The 22210-nt window shown below is 41.8% G+C and carries 19 protein-coding genes, 1 tRNA gene and 2 other annotated features; of the genes, 4 read left to right on the top strand and 16 right to left on the bottom strand.

Annotation, left to right across the window (positions count from 1 at the left end):
* Window positions 1–57 precede the first annotated feature (57 nt).
* Both M9H69_RS02585 and M9H69_RS02580 read left to right on the top strand, forming a co-directional pair.
* The gene (locus tag M9H69_RS02585; protein WP_000672740.1) at window positions 58–573 is read left to right on the top strand and encodes a DUF308 domain-containing protein; all 516 of its coding nucleotides are present in this window, start codon (window positions 58–60) and stop codon (window positions 571–573) included.
* Window positions 574–635: 62 nt separating this feature from the next.
* Window positions 636–708, top strand: a tRNA-Lys gene (locus tag M9H69_RS02580).
* 138 nt (window positions 709–846) lie between these two features.
* On the opposite strand, the gene M9H69_RS02575 is transcribed toward M9H69_RS02580, so the two are convergent.
* Complete coding sequence (locus tag M9H69_RS02575) at window positions 847–1935, bottom strand: AI-2E family transporter (protein ID WP_250315815.1); 1089 nt, start codon at window positions 1933–1935, stop codon at window positions 847–849.
* 9 nt (window positions 1936–1944) lie between these two features.
* Entirely contained in the window at window positions 1945–3234 is a 1290-nt protein-coding gene (locus M9H69_RS02570) for a DUF308 domain-containing protein (RefSeq protein WP_250315814.1), read from the bottom strand.
* A gap of 801 nt (window positions 3235–4035) precedes the next feature.
* On the opposite strand from M9H69_RS02570, the gene M9H69_RS02565 reads away from it, so the two are divergent.
* Window positions 4036–5181, top strand: coding sequence for a low temperature requirement protein A (locus tag M9H69_RS02565; protein ID WP_250315813.1), 1146 nt, complete (start codon window positions 4036–4038; stop codon window positions 5179–5181).
* A 519-nt stretch (window positions 5182–5700) separates the two neighbouring features.
* Here M9H69_RS02565 and M9H69_RS02560 read toward each other — a convergent pair.
* Window positions 5701–6960, bottom strand: a complete 1260-nt coding sequence (locus M9H69_RS02560) for a S41 family peptidase (protein ID WP_000750496.1) — start codon at window positions 6958–6960, stop codon at window positions 5701–5703.
* A 79-nt stretch (window positions 6961–7039) separates the two neighbouring features.
* A complete protein-coding gene (locus M9H69_RS02555; protein WP_057489309.1) occupies window positions 7040–7495 on the bottom strand; it encodes a GNAT family N-acetyltransferase in 456 nt (151 codons plus the stop codon).
* 69 nt (window positions 7496–7564) lie between these two features.
* On the opposite strand from M9H69_RS02555, the gene M9H69_RS02550 reads away from it, so the two are divergent.
* Window positions 7565–8224, top strand: a complete 660-nt coding sequence (locus tag M9H69_RS02550; protein WP_057489308.1) for a prepilin peptidase — start codon at window positions 7565–7567, stop codon at window positions 8222–8224.
* On the opposite strand, the gene trpA is transcribed toward M9H69_RS02550, so the two are convergent.
* The 12 genes from trpA to M9H69_RS02490 all read right to left on the bottom strand — a co-directional run bounded on the left by trpA (window position 8196) and on the right by M9H69_RS02490 (window position 22135).
* Window positions 8196–8972: a tryptophan synthase subunit alpha gene (trpA, locus tag M9H69_RS02545; protein WP_001127003.1), complete on the bottom strand. Its 777-nt coding sequence runs from the start codon at window positions 8970–8972 to the stop codon at window positions 8196–8198. The genes M9H69_RS02550 and trpA overlap by 29 nt on opposite strands.
* Window positions 8965–10188, bottom strand: a complete 1224-nt coding sequence (gene trpB / locus M9H69_RS02540; RefSeq protein WP_000331254.1) for a tryptophan synthase subunit beta — start codon at window positions 10186–10188, stop codon at window positions 8965–8967. Before trpB (M9H69_RS02540) ends, trpA begins: the two co-directional genes overlap by 8 nt.
* Window positions 10166–10765: a phosphoribosylanthranilate isomerase gene (locus tag M9H69_RS02535; protein WP_000169925.1), complete on the bottom strand. Its 600-nt coding sequence runs from the start codon at window positions 10763–10765 to the stop codon at window positions 10166–10168. Before M9H69_RS02535 ends, trpB (M9H69_RS02540) begins: the two co-directional genes overlap by 23 nt.
* Window positions 10752–11519, bottom strand: a complete 768-nt coding sequence (gene trpC / locus M9H69_RS02530; RefSeq protein WP_000076563.1) for an indole-3-glycerol phosphate synthase TrpC — start codon at window positions 11517–11519, stop codon at window positions 10752–10754. Before trpC ends, M9H69_RS02535 begins: the two co-directional genes overlap by 14 nt.
* Entirely contained in the window at window positions 11516–12520 is a 1005-nt protein-coding gene (trpD, locus tag M9H69_RS02525) for an anthranilate phosphoribosyltransferase (protein WP_250315812.1), read from the bottom strand. The genes trpC and trpD overlap by 4 nt, the downstream gene beginning before the upstream one ends.
* A gap of 10 nt (window positions 12521–12530) precedes the next feature.
* A complete protein-coding gene (locus tag M9H69_RS02520) occupies window positions 12531–13097 on the bottom strand; it encodes an aminodeoxychorismate/anthranilate synthase component II (RefSeq protein ID WP_250315811.1) in 567 nt (188 codons plus the stop codon).
* Window positions 13094–14455, bottom strand: coding sequence for an anthranilate synthase component I (gene trpE, locus M9H69_RS02515; RefSeq protein WP_250315810.1), 1362 nt, complete (start codon window positions 14453–14455; stop codon window positions 13094–13096). Before trpE ends, M9H69_RS02520 begins: the two co-directional genes overlap by 4 nt.
* 305 nt (window positions 14456–14760) lie before the next feature.
* Window positions 14761–14986 (bottom strand) — a binding site (T-box leader).
* Complete coding sequence (gene trpB / locus M9H69_RS02510; RefSeq protein ID WP_045592556.1) at window positions 14983–16161, bottom strand: tryptophan synthase subunit beta; 1179 nt, start codon at window positions 16159–16161, stop codon at window positions 14983–14985. Its footprint overlaps the feature before it by 4 nt.
* Before the next feature lie 162 nt (window positions 16162–16323).
* Window positions 16324–16555, bottom strand: a binding site (T-box leader).
* Between the two features lie 33 nt (window positions 16556–16588).
* The gene (locus tag M9H69_RS02505; protein WP_212576532.1) at window positions 16589–17818 is read right to left on the bottom strand and encodes a DegT/DnrJ/EryC1/StrS family aminotransferase; all 1230 of its coding nucleotides are present in this window, start codon (window positions 17816–17818) and stop codon (window positions 16589–16591) included.
* 42 nt (window positions 17819–17860) lie between these two features.
* Window positions 17861–18553: a sugar transferase gene (locus M9H69_RS02500; protein WP_000922228.1), complete on the bottom strand. Its 693-nt coding sequence runs from the start codon at window positions 18551–18553 to the stop codon at window positions 17861–17863.
* Window positions 18554–18657: 104 nt separating this feature from the next.
* Window positions 18658–20400, bottom strand: a complete 1743-nt coding sequence (locus tag M9H69_RS02495; protein ID WP_250315809.1) for an ABC transporter ATP-binding protein — start codon at window positions 20398–20400, stop codon at window positions 18658–18660.
* Complete coding sequence (locus M9H69_RS02490) at window positions 20390–22135, bottom strand: ABC transporter ATP-binding protein (RefSeq protein WP_084873448.1); 1746 nt, start codon at window positions 22133–22135, stop codon at window positions 20390–20392. Before M9H69_RS02490 ends, M9H69_RS02495 begins: the two co-directional genes overlap by 11 nt.
* Window positions 22136–22210: the final 75 nt, after the last annotated feature.

Here is a 22210-nt window from a genome sequence, read left to right as displayed (position 1 = left end):
AAAGGTGTATAATATTTTTATTATCAAACTATACTATACTATATAGGGGGTATTGAAATGAAATTTTCTAATCGTTTACTGCTATTCCTTGCAGGAGTTGTTTTTGTCCTTTTAGGACTTTTCCTATTTACAAACCCAGTAGCTAATCTTGTTGCTTACAGCTGGTGGATTGCATTTGGTTTACTGGTTTCTTCTATAGCAGCTATTTTAGGCTATTTCTCTGTACCAAAAGAGCTTCGCTCACCAGCTCATCTTTTCCAAGGGATTGTTAATCTTCTCTTAGCTCTTTACCTCGTTGCCTATGGCTTTGTGACGCTGCCAGTTGTCATTCCAACTATTTTAGGAATTTGGTTAATTGTAGAAGCCATTATAGTTTTCTTTAAAGGCAATCGTTTGGGATTGATTTTCCCTATTATTGGCAACCATATCATGTGGATAGCGTTGCTTGCATTTTTACTAGGTCTAGTGATTTTGTTCAATCCAGTAGCTACAAGTGTCTTTGTCGTTTATGTCGTTGCCTTTGCATTTTTAATTGTTGGTTTCACCTATATCCTTGATGCCTTTCGTAAATAATCTAGCTGCCATTTTGGGCATATTAAAAAAGCTGGGAAGTTACATTCTCAGCTTTTTCTGTTGCTTCCTTAGCTCAGTTGGTAGAGCAGTAGACTCTTAAGCTATGGGGCGCAGGTTCGAGCCCTGCAGGGGGCATCTAAATCAACAGAAATAAGCCTTGAAACCAAGGCTTTTTTTAACGTCTAATAGCTTTTTGTAGAAAAGTATTTAAAAATAAAAGAGAAGAGAATCTCTCACTCTCTTCTCAGTATATCTTATTAAATTTAGTTTTTCTTAATCTACCTGATTTTCCTTTGCAACGACAAATTCTTTAACCAGTCGATAGATAACAGCAAATACGGGGGTAAAGAATATCATTCCAAGTAGTCCGAAAAGATTCCCTCCGATACTAGCAGCCGCAAGCGTGAAAAGGGCTGGTAAGCCAATAGATTGACCCACAACTTTGGGATAGATAAGATTTCCCTCAATCAGTTGTATGATTTGATATAGAAGAAGAGAAAGTAAGGCTTGAGTAGGACTCACTGTGAAGATAAAAATCGCTCCCACAACACAAGCAATCATAGGCCCTACATAAGGAATGAACGATAGCACTCCTGCAAAGATACCTGTCATTACCCCATAAGGTAGTCCAAACAGGCTGTAACCAACCGCTATCATAACTCCTATGATAACTGCTTCAATCAGCTGACTCATCAAAAATTGGTCATAAGTCTCTAGTGCTACTTGTCCAATGTAAGTCAACTTTATCACCACCTTCTCTGGAAGAAAAACTTTTAGAAGTCGACTCGTCATCGCTGCCAAATGTTCCTTACTGGATAAAAATGAAAAGGTAAAGACTATAATCAAAAAGGCATTCATCAAACTTGAAAAAATATTGCCGATATTACTAGTCAGACCGGATAAGAAGGTTATCAAAGCTTGGCTAATAGAACTAGATTGTCCCTGTATGCCTGATACGATAGTTGACAACATGTCTTTGGTTACAAATTCCGAGCTGTCTAGCAATTTCCTAAGTTGAGTCAGGACTGTTGAAAGGACTGTTCCCAGCTGACTAATAGTCTGAGCTAGGGTTGGCAGCACCAAAACCAAAAAAGCAATCACGATTAAGATAAGAGCTAGGAAAACAAGTACCATGGCAATCGGACGACGCAACTCTGCCTTTACCTTCAATTTAACTAAATACTGTTCAATTTTTTTCATAGGAACATTAAGCACAAAAGCAATAACAGCACCATAAATCAAGGTTGATATTACATCAAAGAGAGAGATTGCTCCTGATATAAAGCTCGATGCATTCAGAATTACAAGAGCAACCAGCCCTATAAAAAGGATTAACGGAGTATATTTTTTAACTAAGTTCATAAATTCTCCTTAATAAACATGTTTAGATACGACTATACTATTTGGTTTTTCAAACTCTCGGTCAAGGTAAGCTTGGTAAGTTCCTGGTGCGATAAATCCTTTGGGTGAGAGGATATCTGTTCCAGCCTGACCGACTATGGTATCTGCCAAGAGCACACAATTTGTGGATAAGACAAAGTAGGATTTAAACTTAGATTTGATAAATTTATAAAGTTCCCCATCCGTCTCATGTCTGATTTTATAAGCGTAGGTGTAGTCTTCCTTACCATCACCTGTCGTGATTTTATCCGCACTTGGCTCCCATGGAATCGTCAGTTGTTTCAATTCAGTCAACTTTTTTTGAATTGCTTTTTCCATTTCAGGTGTCAAATCTATTCCATAACCAAAAAGTGTTTTTTGACTCTCACGTTTACATAGATCAATGTACTTATCGCGGTCACAGAAATATAAGACACCATCTCCTACCATACCAAATAAGGTCTCAGATGACGGATCATAGTTGCCATAAGAAATAACACGGCCCTGATAGAAGATATCCACATGACCAATAGCTGAAAACAGGGAGGTCTCAGCTGTATGAACAAAAATTTCTAGCTCTGCTGTCTTACCAGACTTCACTATTCCAAGATGGATATCTTCTTCCTCATCAGCATTTTCCAGCATAAATTTGTTAACTTTTGCTAAAGTTCTTGCAGGGATGAGAGCGGCTAGGACAATAGGTAAGCTCATTCTTACACGACGTTTGAGATGGTTTTTCCCAATTTCCCCTTCAAATAAGAAACCGTCACGGATATTGGACAGACCATAAAGGAAAAAATAAGCCCCTAAAACAAAGAGTTGAAAGACAGAATTTCCTGTAGAGGACAAAAGACTAGTCCCACCAAGAAAAACTAGTACGAGTCCATCTAGTAAGAGACGAAAACGAGGTCGAATTTTGTTTTTGCGGTAGAGAACATAGGTGACAAGGTTAATACTAGCATGAAAAATCTGATAAACTCCAATCACAAGAGCCAAAATATAAATCGGCACATCCGTCGCAAGATTGGAGCCAAGCAAATATCCCAGCACTAACAATTTAACCAGTGCAACTCCCAAGGTGTCCGTTGACTGACTTTTTTTGAAAATACGTAATACTAAATCTAAGACCGTTGCTATCCAAGCTAAAAACAGAACCAGTCGAATAACCTTTACTGGCAACCAAGTCCCCGTGACCATCAAGATGAGACCTAGCAGAACAAACAAGAACCCCTGAGCAAGTAATTTCTTACCTGTCAGACCTAAAGATAGAATTTTCGCCATATAAAAACCTTTCAACAATAAAAATTAAACACTCCGATTAAACTGACTAGTAAATAGCCAACACTACAAACAGCCTGTGCCAGCAACATATGGTGACTAGAAATGACTGTAGTAATGTCACCATCTTGTCTTATGCACTTCTAAAATTTGTTATATTGATTAGAAACCAGAGCTTATAAAAACTAGCTAAACTCGAGAGATAGACACAATTGCGACGAAAAAATGTATAACCAATTCAACTTGTTAAGGTAAGAAAGCATTATTTCCAATCTATTAATTATTCATCTATTACGTATTATGACACAATATTCCCTATAGTTCAACTTTTTACTTGTTTTTATATTACACGGACTAAAAAGTTTTCAACAGTTGATTGCATTTGTTTTAATAAGTTTTAACCTTTCTTGGTTAGATAAAAAAAGAACCATACAGTTTAGAATCTGTATGGTTTTTGCCCCACTTTTGTCCCATTTTTAAATCATGACATTGAAAATACCTAAAATCACTTATATTTCAATATTTTTAATTGCTCTCAATATGAAAGTCCTTTCCAAATCCCTGTAGGGGGCATCTACATACAACAGGAAAAACCTTGAAATTCAAGGCTTTTTTGTGTAGTCTTAGCACTAAAAACGATAGAAAAAGCGGCCCTTCTGTACTGACCCCAAAAGTTGGACAGAAAAAACCTAACTTTTGTGGCGCAGTTCATTCGCGCCACATAAAGTTATTTAAGCATCTCCTTTTCTCTCATTACCATTTTCTGTTATAATAAATTGTACTTCTAAATAGAAAGGTCTTAAGATGACAACTCTTATTAAACATAAACGTGTAGAATTTTCAGAACTTTTTTATGACTTAGTTTTTGTTTTTGCAATTTCAAAAGTAACTACTTTAATCGACCATCTTCATAACGGTATTTTGACTTGGAATTCTTTCCTTGATTTTTTCATTGCTATTTTGGTTCTCATCGATTCCTGGATGATTCAAACCGATTATACCAATCGCTATGGAAAGAACTCTTTATTTAACATGGTAATCATGTTTATCAAAATGGGACTTTTACTCTTTATAGCCAATATGATTGGACCTGATTGGCAACAATATTTTCATTATCTCTGTTGGGCTATTGGTACATTAACCCTTACCTTATTTTTTCAATATTTGGTTGAATTTTTTAGAAAATCAACCGATGATGTTGAACGGGAAAGTATCAAAGGTTTTCTATGGATAACAGGTCTAGGAAGTTTAGGAGTCTATCTAGCAGCTCTTCTTCCTATTTACGTTAGAGTCTATATCTTCTTTGCTAGTATTCTGTTTATCTTTATTATGCCAAGTATCTTGCTTAATAAAGATAAGCATTACCAGGTAAATCTCCCCCATTTAATCGAGCGCATCTCCCTTCTTGTCATTATTACGTTTGGAGAGATGATTACGAATCTAGCTAACTTCTTTACAATCGAGAATTTCTCGATTTATTCGGTTCTTTATCTCATTATTATGATCTCTCTGTTCTTGTTTTATTTTGGTCAATTCGACCATGCTATTGATGAAAAATCTAATCAAAAGGGACTATTTCTAATTTACAGTCACTATCCTATTTTCATTGGACTTATGATGATGACTGTATCGATGAGTTTTCTTCAGAATCCTGAAGCTAATCTTCTCGTTGCAACCAGCTTCTCTTATATCGGATTTGGCCTCTTTCAAGCTGCTGTCCTAGTAAATGGGCCCTATAACAAACACTATCTTCGCTATTCGAAAAGTTACTACTGTGTCCAAGCGACACTCTATCTGGCTGCCTTTATTCTCTCTTTAATCTTTGCTTCTAATCCTATAATAGTAGTGAGTATAACAACCATTTTAGCTCTAGCTATAGCCATTCATTTTATTTATTTTTATATGACACAGAATAAAAAATATTCCAAATCTAACTGGGAGTTATTTTAATGAGTTTATAACATTAAAAAGCTTTGGGAACCAAGGCTTTTTTTCATTAATTTGTTTTTCCATTTTATCCTCCGATTTGAACTCGCACTGACATTTATTTATAACAAAACTATATATCTAGAATAGCATAATCATTAGGTATTATAGGTTTTCAAACCAAATACGAGTCATTCGTTTTTGCCCCACTTTTGCCCCATTTTTAAATCCTGACATTGAAAATACCTAAAAGTATTTCCCTAAAATCAGCTATATTTCAACATTTTTGTTTATTTTCAATATGAAAAGTTCTTACAAATTCATGCAGGGGGCATCTAAAAACAACAGGAAAAGCCTTGGTTTCAGGGCTTTTTTTGTGTCCTCCCTACTTTTATTCCATCAACGGATACTCAAGATGTATTTGGTGTGTAAAAAAGTTCTTTTACCCCTCAGTGATACAATCATTTTACTCAATTACAAGCAGATCGAAAGCAAAAGACTTAGCTCTATTTCATACAGAACTAAGTCTTTTATTTAAACAATCTAATGTTTCCTCTTCATCTCAATCAACTTCAGACATTTATCTAGATCTACATCTCGTTCAAAATGTGCAGGAGTCCAAGGGATTTCTATATCAGGAAGAACACCTTTGTCCGTCATCCCTTTGCCTTTATCTATAGCCAACCAGCGAGAAGTTGGGAACATCAAAAAGTAATCATCATAATCTACCTTGCAACAATTTGAGTAGTCTAAAATACCAAGCGTTGGACGGCCGATAACTGTTACTTTCTTAAAATTCTTCATCATCTTGACAAAATTATCTCCTGATGATGCACAATAAATATCCGACAAAACAAAAATTTGCTCTGGATAGTGACCACCCTTAACACCTGGAAAAAGCTCGTCCTGATCATCCTGATACCGAACATAGCCTTTCCCTCGATTTTGGAGTAAGTTATTACGAAAATCTTCAAGCAGTTTCACCGTATCAGGACTGATATTTTCTTGTTGAAGCCATGTTTCAAAGTCTTTTAAGCGTTGTTCGACATTTCCTTCTGTATAGAGAATTTCCATTCCATCATCCTGTAAATCAAGAGTGTCATAGCCTTTCCCTTCCTCCAAGCCAAGATGTAAGAGCGGAAAATACAAAGAATCCGTGCCCCCATTGTTGTAACGGACATCTATAATAAGAGTTTCTGTCTCAGTAATCCTCTGCAAGCACTCTTGGTATAAACGGCTAATCGCTTCTTCATCCATAAAATTATCTAAGCGTAGATAGAGGATATCTGACTCCAACTCTTTCCAAAAGATCTGAGCTTTTTGAGCTTGCTGGCTAGCACGAACTGTAATAGACATCTCCTGCCCATCTCGCAAGACGGTCACTCGCTCTGCTATCAGTAGCAAATCTGCCCATTCTCGGTATCGTCTTTCTGGAGTCAGACTAATAAAGTACTTTGGGTGTTGCAAAGCTACTTGCTCCAAACTCATCCCGTCCATACCGAGGATTCGATCCCCCACTCGGAGGCCTGTATCTTGGTTTGCTTCCTCGACAAACATTTCCTGCTCACTTATCCTCAAAAGAAAACCTTTCGGACCTGATTTTTTATCATGAAAAGAAACATGCCCAATAATCCCAAAACTAGCAAGATAAGTCCTGACTTGATAGAGAAATTCTTGCTCAGTCATATCATCTGTAATCTTTTCTAGAAAAGGCTGAGGGTTGCACCCTTTGCGATCTTTTACTGTAGATGAATCATGTGTCATAATCCAAACAATGTCTTTAAAAATATCTGTTTTTTTCATACGAGCCGTTCCTTCTACCTTTAAAATAGTATAGCCTTCTTCACAGCGAAAAAGGAGTTTTTACTACAAAGTTAATCTGCTATCTCCCCTTTTTCATGATGTATTTTCGTATAGGTACTTCAACCATTTGAACGATTTCAAATCCTTCTTTTTGGTAAAGATTGTAAGCTGTTTGATTTGCCTCGTAGACATTTAGAGAAATAGTGTCTATGTCTTCATTTTCAAAGGCCAAACTAATAAATTTCCTTAAAGCCTGGCTACCTAAGCCCTGCCCCTGTTTCTGGGGGTTGATAAAAAATCTCCCGATATGAAGATTCCTGTCTTCTAGCCTGATTTTCTGGATAAGCCCCACAAACTCTTGTCCATCAAAGATAGAAAAGATTCCTTCCAAATCTTGCAAGGCTTGAATTGTTAAGGGGAAAGGAATCTTTGGTCCCATCCATTGTTCTTGAAAGGATTTGCCAAGGGAGTTGGACCATTGGCATACGTGCTGAGCATTTTCTGTGCTCATATTTTCTTCAAAACGAATTGTCATCTTGACCTCACCATCTTATCTATGTTTCTCCATTATACTACTTCTCCTATTTTTTACGAATAGATAAGTATGATTGATCTTTATTTTTTTCTTGTAGGGAGCATTCTCGCTTCCTTTCTGGGTTTGGTCATTGACCGTTTTCCTGAGCAATCCATTATCCGACCGGCTAGTCACTGCGATTCCTGTCAGACTCGCTTGCGTCCGTTAGATTTGATTCCTATCCTCTCTCAGCTCTTCAATCGCTTTCGCTGTCGCTATTGTAAGGCTCACTATCCTGTCTGGTATGCCCTTTTTGAATTGGGCTTGGGTGCCCTCTTTCTGGCTTGGTCATGGGGCTTCCTTTCCTTGGGCCAAGTCATTCTAATAACTGCTGGCTTGACCTTGGGAATCTATGACTTTCGCCATCAGGAGTATCCCTTACTGGTCTGGATGACTTTCCACCTAATCCTCATGGCCTGCTCTGGTTGGAATCTGATTATGTTCTTTTTCCTTGCCCTTGGAATCATGGCCCATTTTATCGATATCCGCATGGGAGCAGGGGATTTTCTATTTCTGGCTTCTTGTGCTCTCGTCTTTAGTCCGACCGAATTACTCATCTTGATTCAGTTCGCTTCTGCGACGGGCATTCTGGCCTTTCTACTGCAAAAGAAAAAGGAAAGACTTCCTTTCGTGCCTTTCCTCTTACTTGCTGCTTGTGTGATTATTTTTGGTAAGCTACTGCTTGTTTGATAAAGTCCTCAATCGGCTCTCCTTGGTGGAGAGCTTTTACAATTTTTGAACCGACGATAACGCCATCTGATACCGCATTGAAGCGTTCTACATCAGCCTGGCTAGACACACCAAAACCTGTCAAGACTGGGATGTCAGCTACTTGATGCAATTGCGCCAAGTGCTTGTCCAAGTCTGCACGGTAATTTCCTGATTTCCCTGTCACCCCATTGACAGCAACGGCATAGACGAATCCTTCAGCTCCCTTGATCAACTCTTTTTGGCGCTCAAGTCCTGTGGTCAAACTAACTAGGGGAATCAAGGCAATGTCTGTATCTGCCAAAAAGGGCTCTACAAAGTTGGCATGCTCATGAGGCAGGTCTGGAATAATCAAGCCCTTGACCGCTGTATCTGCCAAATCTTTAACAAAGTTCTCAACACCGTACTGAAAGAGGGGGTTAAAGTAGGTCATGATGACAAGTGGAATTTCTGTCTGAATGGTTTTCAAAGTTTCAACCAAAGCCTGGGTAGAAGTCCCATGAGCTAGACTACGCAAGCCTGCTTCTTCGATCACAGGTCCATCTGCAACAGGGTCTGAAAAGGGAATACCCACTTCAATAGCTGAAACACCCAAATCTTCTAAAAAGTGGATTGTTTCAGCAAGACCATCCAAACCTTTCTCATGGTCTCCAGCCATGATATAGGGAACAAAAATTCCTTTTCCAGCTGCTTTGATAGCGTTCAATTTTTCTGTTAAAGTCTTAGGCATGGGCTTCTCCCTTCTTTGCTGCATCTACTTCCAAGCGGTCTTTGACTTGAACTACATCCTTGTCCCCACGACCGGATAGGCAGACAATCATTGACTTGTCTGGACCAAGTTCTTTGGCCAATTTCACTGCAAAAGCGATAGCATGGCTAGATTCCAAGGCTGGGATAATCCCTTCCACGCGAGACAAGAGTTGGAATCCTTCCAAGGCTTCCTCATCTGTCACAGGAACATAGCTGGCACGTTTGATATCGTGGTAGTGAGAATGTTCTGGACCGATACCAGGATAGTCCAAACCGGCTGAGATAGAGAAAGCTTCAAGAATTTGACCATGAGCATCTTGAAGCACATCCATAAGAGAACCGTGGAGGACACCCGGACGACCCTTGGTCAAAGTCGCTGCGTGGTGCTCTGTATCCACACCTAGTCCTGCCGCTTCAGCCCCATACATGGCTACTGACTCATCTTCTACAAATGGATGGAAGAGACCAATAGCATTAGAACCACCACCAACACAGGCTACCAGGGCATCTGGCAAATCTTGACCTGTCAAGTCACGGTACTGTTGTTTGGCTTCTCGACCAATGACACTTTGGAAATCACGAACGATTTCTGGGAATGGATGAGGTCCCAAGGCAGAACCAAGGATATAGTGGGTATCGTCGATATTAGCCACCCATGAACGAAGGGCTGCATTGACCGCATCCTTGAGCACGCGCGAACCATCTGTCACGGCCTCGACCTTGGCTCCCAAAAGCTCCATGCGGAAGACATTAAGGGCTTGGCGCTTGACATCTTCCTCACCCATGTAGATGGTACATTCCATGTTAAAGAGGGCCGCAGCTGTTGCAGTTGCCACACCGTGCTGACCAGCGCCTGTTTCAGCGATAATTTTCTTTTTACCCATGCGTTTAGCAAGCAAAACTTGTCCCAAGGCATTGTTAATCTTGTGGGCACCTGTATGATTGAGATCTTCCCGTTTGAGGTAAATCTTGGCTCCGCCGATATGCTGGGTCAAGTTTTTTGCATAGTAAAGGGGAGTTTCACGCCCTACATACTGGCGCAAAAGTTGGGTCAATTCCTCTTGGAAACTGGGATCTTCCTGACTTTCAAGGTAGGCTTTTTCCAACTCCAAAACTGCTGTCATCAATGTTTCTGGGACAAAACGTCCGCCGAATTTTCCGTAAAATCCATCTTTATTTGGTTCTTGATATGCCATTCTTTGCCCTCTCTATAAATCTTCTAATCTTTTCATGATCTTTTTGTCCATCTGTCTCCACTCCGCTAGATACATCTACTGCATAGGGAGTAAAGTGTTGAATTGCTTTTACTACATTATCTTCATTAAGCCCACCTGCGATAAAGATGGGCTGAACTAGTCCTGTCGTATTCAGTTGACCCCAGTCAAAGGTCTGGCCACTCCCAGCAACAGGGGCATCAAAGAGTAGATAATCTGCCTGAGAATTGGGCACATGTCCATTTCCATCCACTTGCACAGCCTGAATGCTGGCACAAGGTAAATCCTCAAACAAATCATCCCCTACCTGACCATGAACTTGAATCAAGTCCAAGCCAACTTTTTCAATCGCTTCTAACAGTTGAGCTCGACTTGGTAAAACAAATACACCAACCTTTTTAACGTTGACAGGAATGAGCTTTGCCAGCTCAGTAGCCTCTTCCAAGGTCACCTGTCTTTTACTAGGGGCGAAGACAAAACCGATGTAATCCACCCCTGCTGAAACGGCTGTTTCCACCGCTTCTTTGGTCGATAGTCCACAAATCTTAACCTTTGTCAATCTGCAACTCCTTGATTCTCTGGGCTACATCTTCTGCCTGCATGAGAGCTGTTCCCACCAAAACTCCGTTAAAGTATGGTGCTACACGTTCCGCATCCTGCCTTGTGAAAATAGCAGATTCAGATATGTACAAGCAATCATCTTTGAAGTGTTTAGCCAAGTCTACACTGGTCTGCAAGTCGACTTCAAAGGTGGTCAAATTGCGGTTATTAACCCCAATAATCTCAGCACCAAGTCTGTGGGCTACTTCTAGTTCAGCTAGATTGTGAGTTTCCACCAAGACTTCCAGACCAAGCTCTGTCGCGTAGTCATACAGTTCCTTGAGGCGTTCTTCTGACAAGGCCGCGACGATGAGCAAGATAACTGTCGCGCCGGCATTGCGAGCACGGATGATTTGCTTTTCATCGATGATAAAGTCCTTGTTGAGCGTTGGAATGTTTACCTGACTGGAGATCTCACGTAAATAATCCAAATGCCCTTTAAAGAAAACTTCATCTGTCAAAACCGAAATCATCACTGCGCCATTCGCTTCATAAGTCTGGGCCTGTTGCACAATATCCACATCTAGATTGATATCTCCCAGACTAGGGCTAGCCTTCTTGACCTCAGCGATTACCTGCAAACGGTCCCGGTGATTCTTCAAAAATTCTGCTAAGCGATAGGTCTGGCGCAAAGGCTGGATTTGCTCCAGCTCCATTTGCTCGGCCTCACTCGCCTTCTGCTCTAAAATTCGTGCTAAAAATTCCTGACTCATTTTTGGTACTCCTGTAACAGTCTGAGTTTTTCAAAGGCCTTGCCACTAGCAATCACTTGACGAGCCAAGGCAACTCCTTCCTTGATACTATCTACCTTACCATTGGCATAGAAACCAAGACCAGCATTTAAAACTGTCGTTTCCAAGAATGGACTTGGTTGGTTTTGAAGAACGCTGAGCAAAATTTCTGCATTTTCCTGAGCATTCCCTCCACGAATATCTTCGATAGCGTAGCCTTTCATCCCCAAATCCTCTGGAGTGAAGCTTGACAAGGTGATTTCGCCATTTTCAAGAAGAGCAATCTTGGTTGTTCCGTTCAAGCCAGCTTCATCCAGCCCTTCTGGTCCAGCAACCACGATGGCACGTTTGCGACCCATATTTTTCAAAACCTGAGCGGTGCTTTCTAGCAGTTCTGGACGACTAATGCCAAGCAACTGTGTTTCCAAAGCCATTGGGTGAATCAGTGGACCAGTCAAGTTCATAATCGTTGGAATTCCTAACTCCAAACGAGCTGGCATGATGTACTTCATAGCTGGGTGCATATTTTTAGCGAAGAGAAAGACGATTCCAGTTTTATCGAAAACCTTACCAAGTTCAGCTGGTTTGAGGTCAAGATTGATGCCTAATGCTTGAAGGACATCTGCCGAACCTGATTTAGAAGAAATCGAACGGTTACCGTGCTTAGCCATATGAATACCACCACCAGCCAAGACAAAGGCTGCAGTTGTCGAAATGTTAAAGCTGAAAGACTTGTCCCCACCTGTACCACAGTTATCCATAGCATCATGGATTTCAGTTGGAATATGTTGGGCATGCCCTCTCATGACTTGTGCAATGGCTGTGCGCTCTTCCGGTGTTTCCCCCTTCATCTTAAGGGCCAAGAGGAGAGAAGCAATCTGCGCTTCGGTTACACGCCCAGTTACGATACGCTCAATGACGTCCGTCATTTCCACACCTGATAAATGTTCAAATTTTGCTAATTTTTCAATAATCTCTTTCATCCTAGTTTCCTCACTTTACAACATTCTCGATAAAATTCCGAATAGAAGACAAGCCATCTGGCGTTCCGATACTTTCTGGATGGTACTGGAAGCCATAAATCGGCAGGCTTTTGTGTTGAATTCCCATAATAGCTTGGTCATCAGTCGAACGAGCTGTCACTTCAAAGTCTTCAGGCATTTCTTCAATCAAAATACTGTGATAACGCATGACTGGACGACCATCCTCAATACCCTGATAGAGAACAGATGGCGCTTCAAAGCTGATATGGCTTTGTTTCCCATGCATGACCTTGGGAGCCAAACCTAGCTTCCCACCAAAGACTTCTGCGATAGCTTGATGGCCCAAACAAATACCTAGAATCGGCTTCTTACCTGCAAAGTCACGAATCATGTCTTCCATCTTTCCAGCATCAACCGGCCAACCAGGGCCGGGAGAAAAAACCAGACCATCTGCTTTTTCAGCTTCTTCATACAGCTTGGGATCATCATTTCTCAAAACCTGCACTTCTGCGAAATTCCCAATGTACTGCGCCAAGTTATAGGTAAAGGAATCATAGTTGTCAATCAATAAAATCATGGTCTTAGTTCTCCAATTCTAGTCATAGATTTAGCCTTGTTAATGGTTTCTTGGTATTCGTTTTGGGCTATAGAGTCGTAGACAATCCCTGCTCCAGCCTGCACATAGGCTGTTTGATTTTTGAGAATCATAGTTCGGATGGCAATGGCTAAATCCATATCACCCGTCGCAGACAAGTAGCCGATTGCTCCTGCGTATACGCCACGTTTTTCTGTTTCCAGTTCATAGATCCGTCTCATGGCCCGAATCTTTGGTGCTCCTGAAACTGTTCCAGCTGGAAGTGTAGCTTTCAAGGCATCCATAGCAGTGAGTTTTGGAAGCAAACGCCCTTTCACCACGCTAGTCAAATGCATGACATATCGGAAAAGTTCTACTTCCATATACTTTGTAACTTGGACACTTGCTGTCTCAGCAATTCTACCAATATCATTACGTCCCAAGTCTACTAGCATTCGGTGTTCTGCCGTTTCCTTTTCATCAGAAAGTAGGTCATTTGCTAAAGCTGCATCATCTTCATCATTGGCACCTCTAGGTCGTGTACCTGCAATTGGATTGGTTGTCACGATGCCATTCTTGACGGAAACCAAGCTCTCAGGACTTGCACCGATGATTTGATAATCTCCAAAATCATAAAAGTAGAGGTAATTTGATGGGTTTGTCACGCGGAGATTTCTGTAGAAGTCAAATGGATTTCCAGTAACTTCTGCTGAGAAACGCTGGCTGAGCACGCATTGGAACATATCACCATTACGAATCAAGTCACGAGCTGTTTCGACCATTTGCTCAAACTTCTGAGGAGCGATATGGGGTTTGAAGTCTAGCGGAGATAAATCCAAATCTTCAAATTCATTTGGAGCAGGAATGCGTAATTCCTCAAGCACTTGGTTCAAGGCTTCTTGCAAATCTTCTTGACTACGCTCGCTATAGAGAGCATCTTCGATGACATGGATTTTTTCCTTCTTGTGGTCAAAGACCATGTAACTCTCATAGACAAAGAAATGCATGTCTGGAGTCCCAATTGTATCCTCAGGGATTTGACCAATTTCTTCATAAAGAGAAATCATATCGTAACCAACAAAGCCAATGGCTCCCCCACCAAAAGGGAGGTCTGAATGGTGCTGGCTCTTATGAGTCACTTCATAAAGGAAATCCAAGGGATCCCGATCAATCACTTGACCATTTTGATAAAGGACTCCATTTTCAAACTGAATCTCAAAAACTGGATTATAGGCTAGGATAGAAAAACGAGCGGTTTCCTTGTCTTTCGGAATACTCTCTAAGATCACCTTGTGTTGCCCTTTTAAGCGCATATAAGCCAAGATTGGTGATAAGACATCTCCATAAATGATTCGTTCCATTGTAATTTCCCTTTCAGTTTCTTATTTTTAATTTTTTGTCTTTTTTCTATTTCCCTTAAATAGTGCGTACGGGAGCAACTTTCTCCGAAATTTCATCCCTAATTTTCGAGCCTTAGGTCTCAAAAATTCCGTTCTAGATAAGCATCTTTGCTTCTCTAGAATACCACTATGGCGGGAAATAGCGGTTCAATGCTCACTTCGTTCGCAAATATTTTATAGAAATCTACCTATTGATGAAGCATAATTTAAAACTGAATAGCCACACCTATAATACATATATAAAAATCCCCACGCAAAATAACTTGCGTGAGGACGAAATTCGCGGTGCCACCTCAATTATAGGATTTCTCCTATCTCTCATTCCTGTCTCAGAACCTTCCTGTAACAGGCTGTGCGATAAAGGGCACTCCCTTGAGAATTATGTTTTCTTCTCTCGTTTCAGATGGACCCAACCTTACAGCTTTCTCTTCTTGTTTCCAGCAACCACAAGCTCTCTGTGAGAGAAAAGACTGTAATTTTTCCATCTCTTATTTTTTAGCTTCTAGGTAGTCTGCAATCGCAGCTACGTCCTTGTCTCCACGACCAGAGACATTGATGATGATAATCTCATCTTTACTTAGTTTCGGTGCACGTTTTACCGCTTCTGCGATCGCGTGCGAACTTTCGATCGCTGGGATAATCCCTTCAGTCTTGCTGAGAAGGAGCAAGGCTTGAACAGCTTCTTCATCTGTCGCTGCTACGTATTCCACGCGACCTGAATCTTTAAAGTAGGCGTGTTCTGGGCCAACCCCTGGATAGTCCAAACCAGCTGAGATAGAGTAAACTGGCGCTAGCTCTCCATCTTCCTTAAAGACTGCATAAGTCTTCATACCGTCGACAATTCCGACACTACCTTTTGTCATAGTGGCTGCGTGCTTGTCTGTGTCAAGTCCGTGACCGGCAGCTTCGACCCCAACCAATTTGACTTCTTCATCAGCCACATACTGTGAAAAAGCTCCAATAGCATTGGAACCACCACCTACACAGGCAATGACGTAGTCTGGTAAACGGCCTTCTTTTTCTAAGATTTGACGGCGAGATTCTTCACTGATGACCTTTTGGAATTCATGAACGATGGTAGGATAAGGATGAGGCCCTACAGCAGATCCCAAAACGTAGAAGGCTTCAAGGTCATTCATCCATGCTCCAAAGGCCGCATCAACCGCATCCTTAAGAGTTCGTGTCCCCGTTTCAACTGCGTGAACAGTCGCTCCCATCATCTCCATACGGAAGACATTGAGTCGTTGACGCTCCACATCTTCTGCCCCCATGTAGACATCACAGGCCATACCAAACTTAGCTGCAGCAGCTGCTGTCGCAACACCGTGCTGACCAGCTCCTGTTTCTGCAATCACTCGTTTTTTGCCCATACGTTTGGCAAGAAGAATTTGTCCTAAAACATTGTTAAGCTTGTGAGAACCAAGGTGATTAAGGTCTTCGCGCTTGAGATAAATCTTAGCTCCACCTAGGTGGTCTGTTAAACTTTCCGCAAAATAAAGCGGTGTTTCGCGACCAGAATAATCCTTCAAGTAATGGCGAAATTCTGCCAAAAATTCTGGATCATCCTTGTATTTATCAAATGTCACTTCTAACTCATCCAACAAAGCCTGAATCGGCTCCGGTACAAAACTACCACCAAATTGTCCAAAATAACCTTTAGTTGTCATAAAAATTTCCTTCTTTCTGTATGAATTCAGCTTTTTGTTTGCTTTTAGTAGTAGGCAAGGAGCTGCAGATAGAACTCAAGTTCATCAAAGCGACTTAAGGCCCTAATAAAAGATAAACAAAATGACCGAAAGAAAAAAGCCCACACACAGAATCTACTTCCGTGTGAGGGCGTTGGTAACGCGGTGCCACCTCAATTATAAAAGGACTATCCCCCTTTATATCTCTGCCTTGTCTAACAACAAGTTGCACTGTAAGGTGTGCGCACCGAATTTTCATTGTTTCAAATTCATTTTTAAAATCAGCCCACTTTCACTACTTCCAACCACCTGTTCACAATCACCACAGGCTCCCTGAAGATCAAAAATAACTACTTTTCTGATTTATTGAGAATATTATATGTTATTGTTCTATCTTTGTCAAGATTTTTTATGATTTTTTTCCTGAACCGAGGATTTCTTCGGAAATTCTCACTAAAGTCTTAACGATGTAATCAACTTCTTCATTGCTTAATTTTGTATGAAGAGGAAGTGTAATTTCATTTTCAAAGAAGGCATAGGCTCTTGGATAATCTGCCATATCAAAGCCAAGATTCTTATAGGCTGTCAAGAGAGGAAGTGGTTTGTAATGTACGTTACTTGCAATTCCTGCTTTAGCCAATTCTTGGATGATGAGGTTGCGTTCTTCTAAGCTTGCTCCTTCTACATGGGTGATGTAGAGGTGACGACAAGATTCGACAGTATCAGTCTTGTGTGCCAATGGGTGAATACGAGTACCCGCGAAACCACGATTATAGCGGTCCACGATGTCCTTACGACGTTGCAACAAACCAGGGTAACGATCCAATTGTACCAAACCAATCGAAGCCATGATATCCGTCATATTGCACTTGTAGGCAGGTGTTACGATATCGTACTCCCATGAACCCAATTGCATCTTAGCAAGAGCATCCTTAGTTTGACCATGAAGGGAAAGGATTTGAAATTCCTTGTACATTTCTTCGTCGTCAATCGCCGGATTGGCCTTCCAAGTCGCACTTCCTCCCTCAGCCGTTGTAAAGTTTTTAACGGCATGGAATGAGAAGGAAGTAAAGTCAGCGATAGAGCCAGCAGGGTGTCCTTTGTAAGTAGATCCCAAAGCATGGGCACTATCAGAGACAAGCACAATACGGTTAAAGACCTTTTGCCATTTACTTGAAGCAGTAAAGAGATCGCGTTTCTTCTCCACAATTTGGAACAAACGATCATAGTTGCAAACAATCCCTGCAAGGTCTACTGGAATGATCACCTTAGTCTTTTCAGTGATGGCTTGCTCAAGCAAGTCATAGTCCATCTCAAACGTATCTGCTTGAATATCCACCATGACAGGTGTCGCTCCTACGTGTGTGATGACACTACATGAAGCTGTATAGGTCATGGCTGGAACAATGACTTCATCTCCAGGTCCCACTTCCAAAACACGTAAAATCAACTCAAGAGCGGCTGTCGCAGAGTTGAGGCAGACAGTCTTAAGTGTCTGTGTGTATTGGGACAAGCGACGCTCCAGTTCTTTTGTCTTAGGACCTGTTGTGATCCAACCAGAACGTAGGGTATCCGCTACTTCAGCAATTTCAGCTTCGGTAATATCAGGTGGTGAAAATGGAATATTGTAATTTGGCATTGATTTGCTCCTTTTATCTGTACTCATTTTCTCATGACTACTTTATTTTAGTACCTCAAACACGGTTTGAAACATGATTTTGATGTCTCCAAGGAAACTAAATTCTCGGAGATAGGCGAGATTATAGCGCATCTTTTCAGGGAGGACATGTTCGACATAGGCCTGGTCAACTGACAGACCTTTCTCCGTCATTTGACTGATGATGGTGTCCTCATCCTTGTAGTTGATGCTGGCTGGAGAGGTGATTCCTGCTGGCAAGAGCAAGGTCGCCATCATTTCAGGACTATACTGCTCGGTGTAACGTGGCACCTCAGGTCTTGTTCCAACAAAGGACATCTCGCCTTTAAGGACATTGACTAGCTGAGGTAGTTCGTCCAAGCGCACACGGCGAATGAAATTTCCCACTTTGGTAATACGGCTATCGTTAGCAGAAGTCACTAGACTTCCTTTTTTATCCGCATCCGTTACCATAGTACGGAACTTCCAAATCTTGAACGAACGGTTGTACTGGGTCACGCGCTCTTGCTTGTAAATGACAGGTCCCTTGCTATCCAACTTGATCCAAATGCTCAAGATAAGAAAGATGGGAGAAGTCAAAATCAGTAAAACCAAGGCCAGAACCCAGTCCAGACAACGCTTGAAGATCAGCGAACCTTTCCTTTTAGAGACAAGCTGGTAGTAAGACTCAACCTCGCTTGATTGCATTTCCACGGGCAAGTCTTCCCATTTCAGCATGCTGTTTCTCCTTTGTTTTTATTATACTATTTGTCAACATTTTTCATTATACCACAAAATGGAAAAGGCGGTGCAAGAAATCTGTAATTTAGAGGAATTCTTCTTTAGGTAAGAGCCCCTGCCTGCAAACTATACATCTTGTGATAGGTTCCTCCCAAGGCCAAGAGTTCCTCATGGGTTCCACTCTCAATGATGCGTCCCTTGTCCAAAACATAAATGCAGTTGGCGTCCTGGATGGTCGAAAGGCGGTGGGCGATGGCAATGGTCGTCCGTCCTTTTCTCATTTTAGCCAGAGAATCCTGAACCAAACTTTCTGTCTCCGAGTCAATATTGGCTGTCGCTTCATCCAAAATCAAGATTTTAGGCTGACTGGCGACTGTTCTGGCAAAGGCAAGAAGCTGGCGCTGACCAGTAGAAAAGCTCGAACCACGCTCGGAAACAGGGGCATCATAACCCAGCGGAAGGTCCTGAATAAAGGAATCTGCATCGACAAAGGCAGCTGCAGCCTGAATCTCTTCATCACTAAGTTCTTGATACATGGCAATATTGGACTTGATAGTCCCGTGATAGAGGAAGGGATCCTGTAAGACCAGACCGATGTTCTTTCTCAGCTCTTCCTGACTGTAGTTTCGGATATCCACACCATCCAAGAGAACGCGGCCTGACTGAAATTCATAAAAACACATGAGGACATTGATAATCGAAGATTTCCCAGAACCTGTATGTCCTACAAAGGCAATGGTTTCTCCCTTGTTAACAGAGAAAGAAATATCATCTAGGATCTGGTGTTTGCCATCATATGAGAAACACACATGTTCAAAACGGATATTGCCTTCTTTGACTTTAGCTTGCCCATCTTTTTGAAGAGGCTCATAGGTCGTTTCGTCAATCAAGGCAAAGACACGGCCTGCAGATACCATAGACGTTTGAAGGGTTGAAAAGTTTTGCGTCACCTCAATCAGGGGATCAAAAAGGCGGTTGATGTACTGGATGAAGGCATACATGGTTCCAGCTGTTATCCCGATAGACAGACCACGGTAACCAAAGTAAGCCATCAAAACGGCGTAGCCTAGAAGTTTCAGCAAACTCATGGCAGGTCTCAAAAAGAGGGCATCCAAGGCTACAGAACGGTTGGCATAGACCAAGTGTTCTTGGTTGATTTCATCAAATTCTGCCTGCAGGCGCTTCTCTTGATTAAAGGCCTGGATAATCCTGATTCCCTCGATATTCTCTGCCAGCTTACTATTGATATCCGACAAAAGACTTCTGGTTTTTTCGATGACTTTCACTGACTTTTTCCGATAGAGATTGACCAAAAGGAAAATCAAGGGTAGAAATAGCAAAACTAAAGCTGTCAAACGAAAATCCAGCACCAACATGGTATACAGAGTTGTCAGAAAGATAAAAACTGCTGAGATAAAGCTGGATAAAATCCCTGAAAACATATCACTGATAGTCTCGGTATCATTGGTCAAACGAGAGACGATGGAACCTGCTGGCGTCTTGTCAAAATAAGACATGCCCAGTTTCTCCATATTGGCAAAGGCATCTCGACGAATATCTCTGACAATAGTGTAGGACACCCTCGCAAAGAGAAGATTGCCAACATACTGGACCAGAGTTTGCAGGATATAGAGGCCATAGTAGGCTAATAAAACTGTAATAGCAAACTGATTGAGATTGCTGAGGTACTGGTCGATAAAGTGGGAAGCTACAAGGGGAATGACACTTTTAATGACCGTCGTCGCAAGGAGAAAACTGAGTTCCAAAAAGGTCAGGAGTCCATAGGGCTTGAGATAAGACATCAAGCGCTTCAATACAGCCCATTGTTCTTGCTTATTCTGCATCTTCTTCTCCTTTCATTTCCAACTGCTGAGACTGGTAGGTTTGGGCATACCAGCCATCTAGAGCTAGCAGGTCTTCGTGCGTACCTCGTTCGATAATCTGTCCATTTTGCAGAACTAAAATCAAATCTGCATGGACAACCGCACTGAGACGATGTGCTGTAATAATGGTTGTCTTATCCTTCCGCGTCTCCTTGAGATTGTCGATGATCGCATACTCTGTCTTGGCATCCACGGCGGACAAGGAATCATCTAGAATTAAGATATCAGGATCTAAAATCATAGCCCGACTCATGGCCAGACGTTGCTTTTGACCACCTGAAAGACTGACTCCTTTTTCACCGATAACTGTATCAAATCCCTGAGGCATGTCTACAATATCTTGGTAAACTTGTGCTAGCTTGGTCGCTTCCTCAACTGCTGAAAGGGGCAAGTTCGGATTGCCGAAGCGGATATTGTCTAAGATAGAGGTCGCAAAGAGGAACTGGTCCTGAGGAACATAGCCCATGAGACTGCGAAGATCTGTCAGACGATAGTCTCGAATATCGTGATCGTTTAGGTAAATGGCACCCTTATCCACATCGTATTCACGCAAGAGGAGCTTAATCAAGGACGTTTTCCCAGAGCCTGTCTGCCCGACCAAACCAAGAGTTTGCCCTTTTTCCAGACCAAAGTGAATATCCGTCAGTGTTTCCTCATTTTCAAAGGCAAAGCTGTCAATGGCGTACTCCAAACGTCCATTTTCAATACCGTCCAGAGGACATTCAGGATCTTTTACAGGTGATTCCTGAGACAAAAGATCCTCAATCCGTTGGTAAGAAACCTTGCCTCGCTGAGTGATATTAAAGAGGAAGCCAATGGCCATAAGAGGCCAAACTAGCATATCCAAGTAGCTGATAAAGGTGACCAGATTCCCAACTGTAATCTGCCCCTCCTGCACCATTAAGGAACCGACCAAGAGGGTTAAAACATAGGATGAACCAACAAACAAGAGAACCATGGGGTCAAAGAGACTGTCGTATTTCATGGTTTGGAGGTTCTTTTGAAAGGTCAATTCATTAACTGCCTGAAAGGACTTCAACTCATCCGCCTGATAACCGAAAGACTTGGTCACTTTAATACCCGATACAGACTCCTGCACCTTGTTATTGAGTTCGGAAAAGGCAGCCTGTGATTCGCCAAAAGCCTTGTGTGTCTTTCTCCCTAGACGACTAGTCGCATAAGCCATGAAAGGCAGGGGAAGAATAGCAACCAAGGTCATCTGCCATGAAATGCTAAAAAGCATGGTCAGCAAAGTCACCAGAGCCGTGATGGAAGCATCCACTGCTGACATGACTCCTCCACCTGCCAGACGCGTTAGGGCATTGATATCATTGGTGGCGTGTGCCATCAAGTCCCCCGTCCGATAGGTTTGATAAAAGGCTGGCGACATCTTAGTAAAATGCTCAAACAAGCGAGACCGCATAATCTGCCCCAGACGATAGGAAGTCCCAAGGATATACATACGCCAAACATAGCGCAGATAGTACATCCCAAAGGCTGCCAGCAGTAGATAAAATAGATTAAGAAGGAGGTCCTGATGGGTTAATTGTCCCGACGTAATGGCATCAATGACCCGTCCCATGACCATGGGGGGAATAAGGTTGAGGACAGAGACCAAGACCAAGGCCACAATCCCGACTAGATAACGGCGTTTTTCTAACTTGAAAAACCACCAGAGTTTTTGAATAATGGACATAAAATCCCTTTCTGATTGCAAATGGAAACCTGAGGCCAAGACTCAATGAAAATCAAAGAGCAAACTAGGAAACTA

The organism is Streptococcus oralis (genome assembly GCF_023611505.1).
Lineage (GTDB): Bacteria > Bacillota > Bacilli > Lactobacillales > Streptococcaceae > Streptococcus > Streptococcus oralis_CT.
This window is presented reverse-complemented; position numbering and strand designations above follow the sequence as displayed.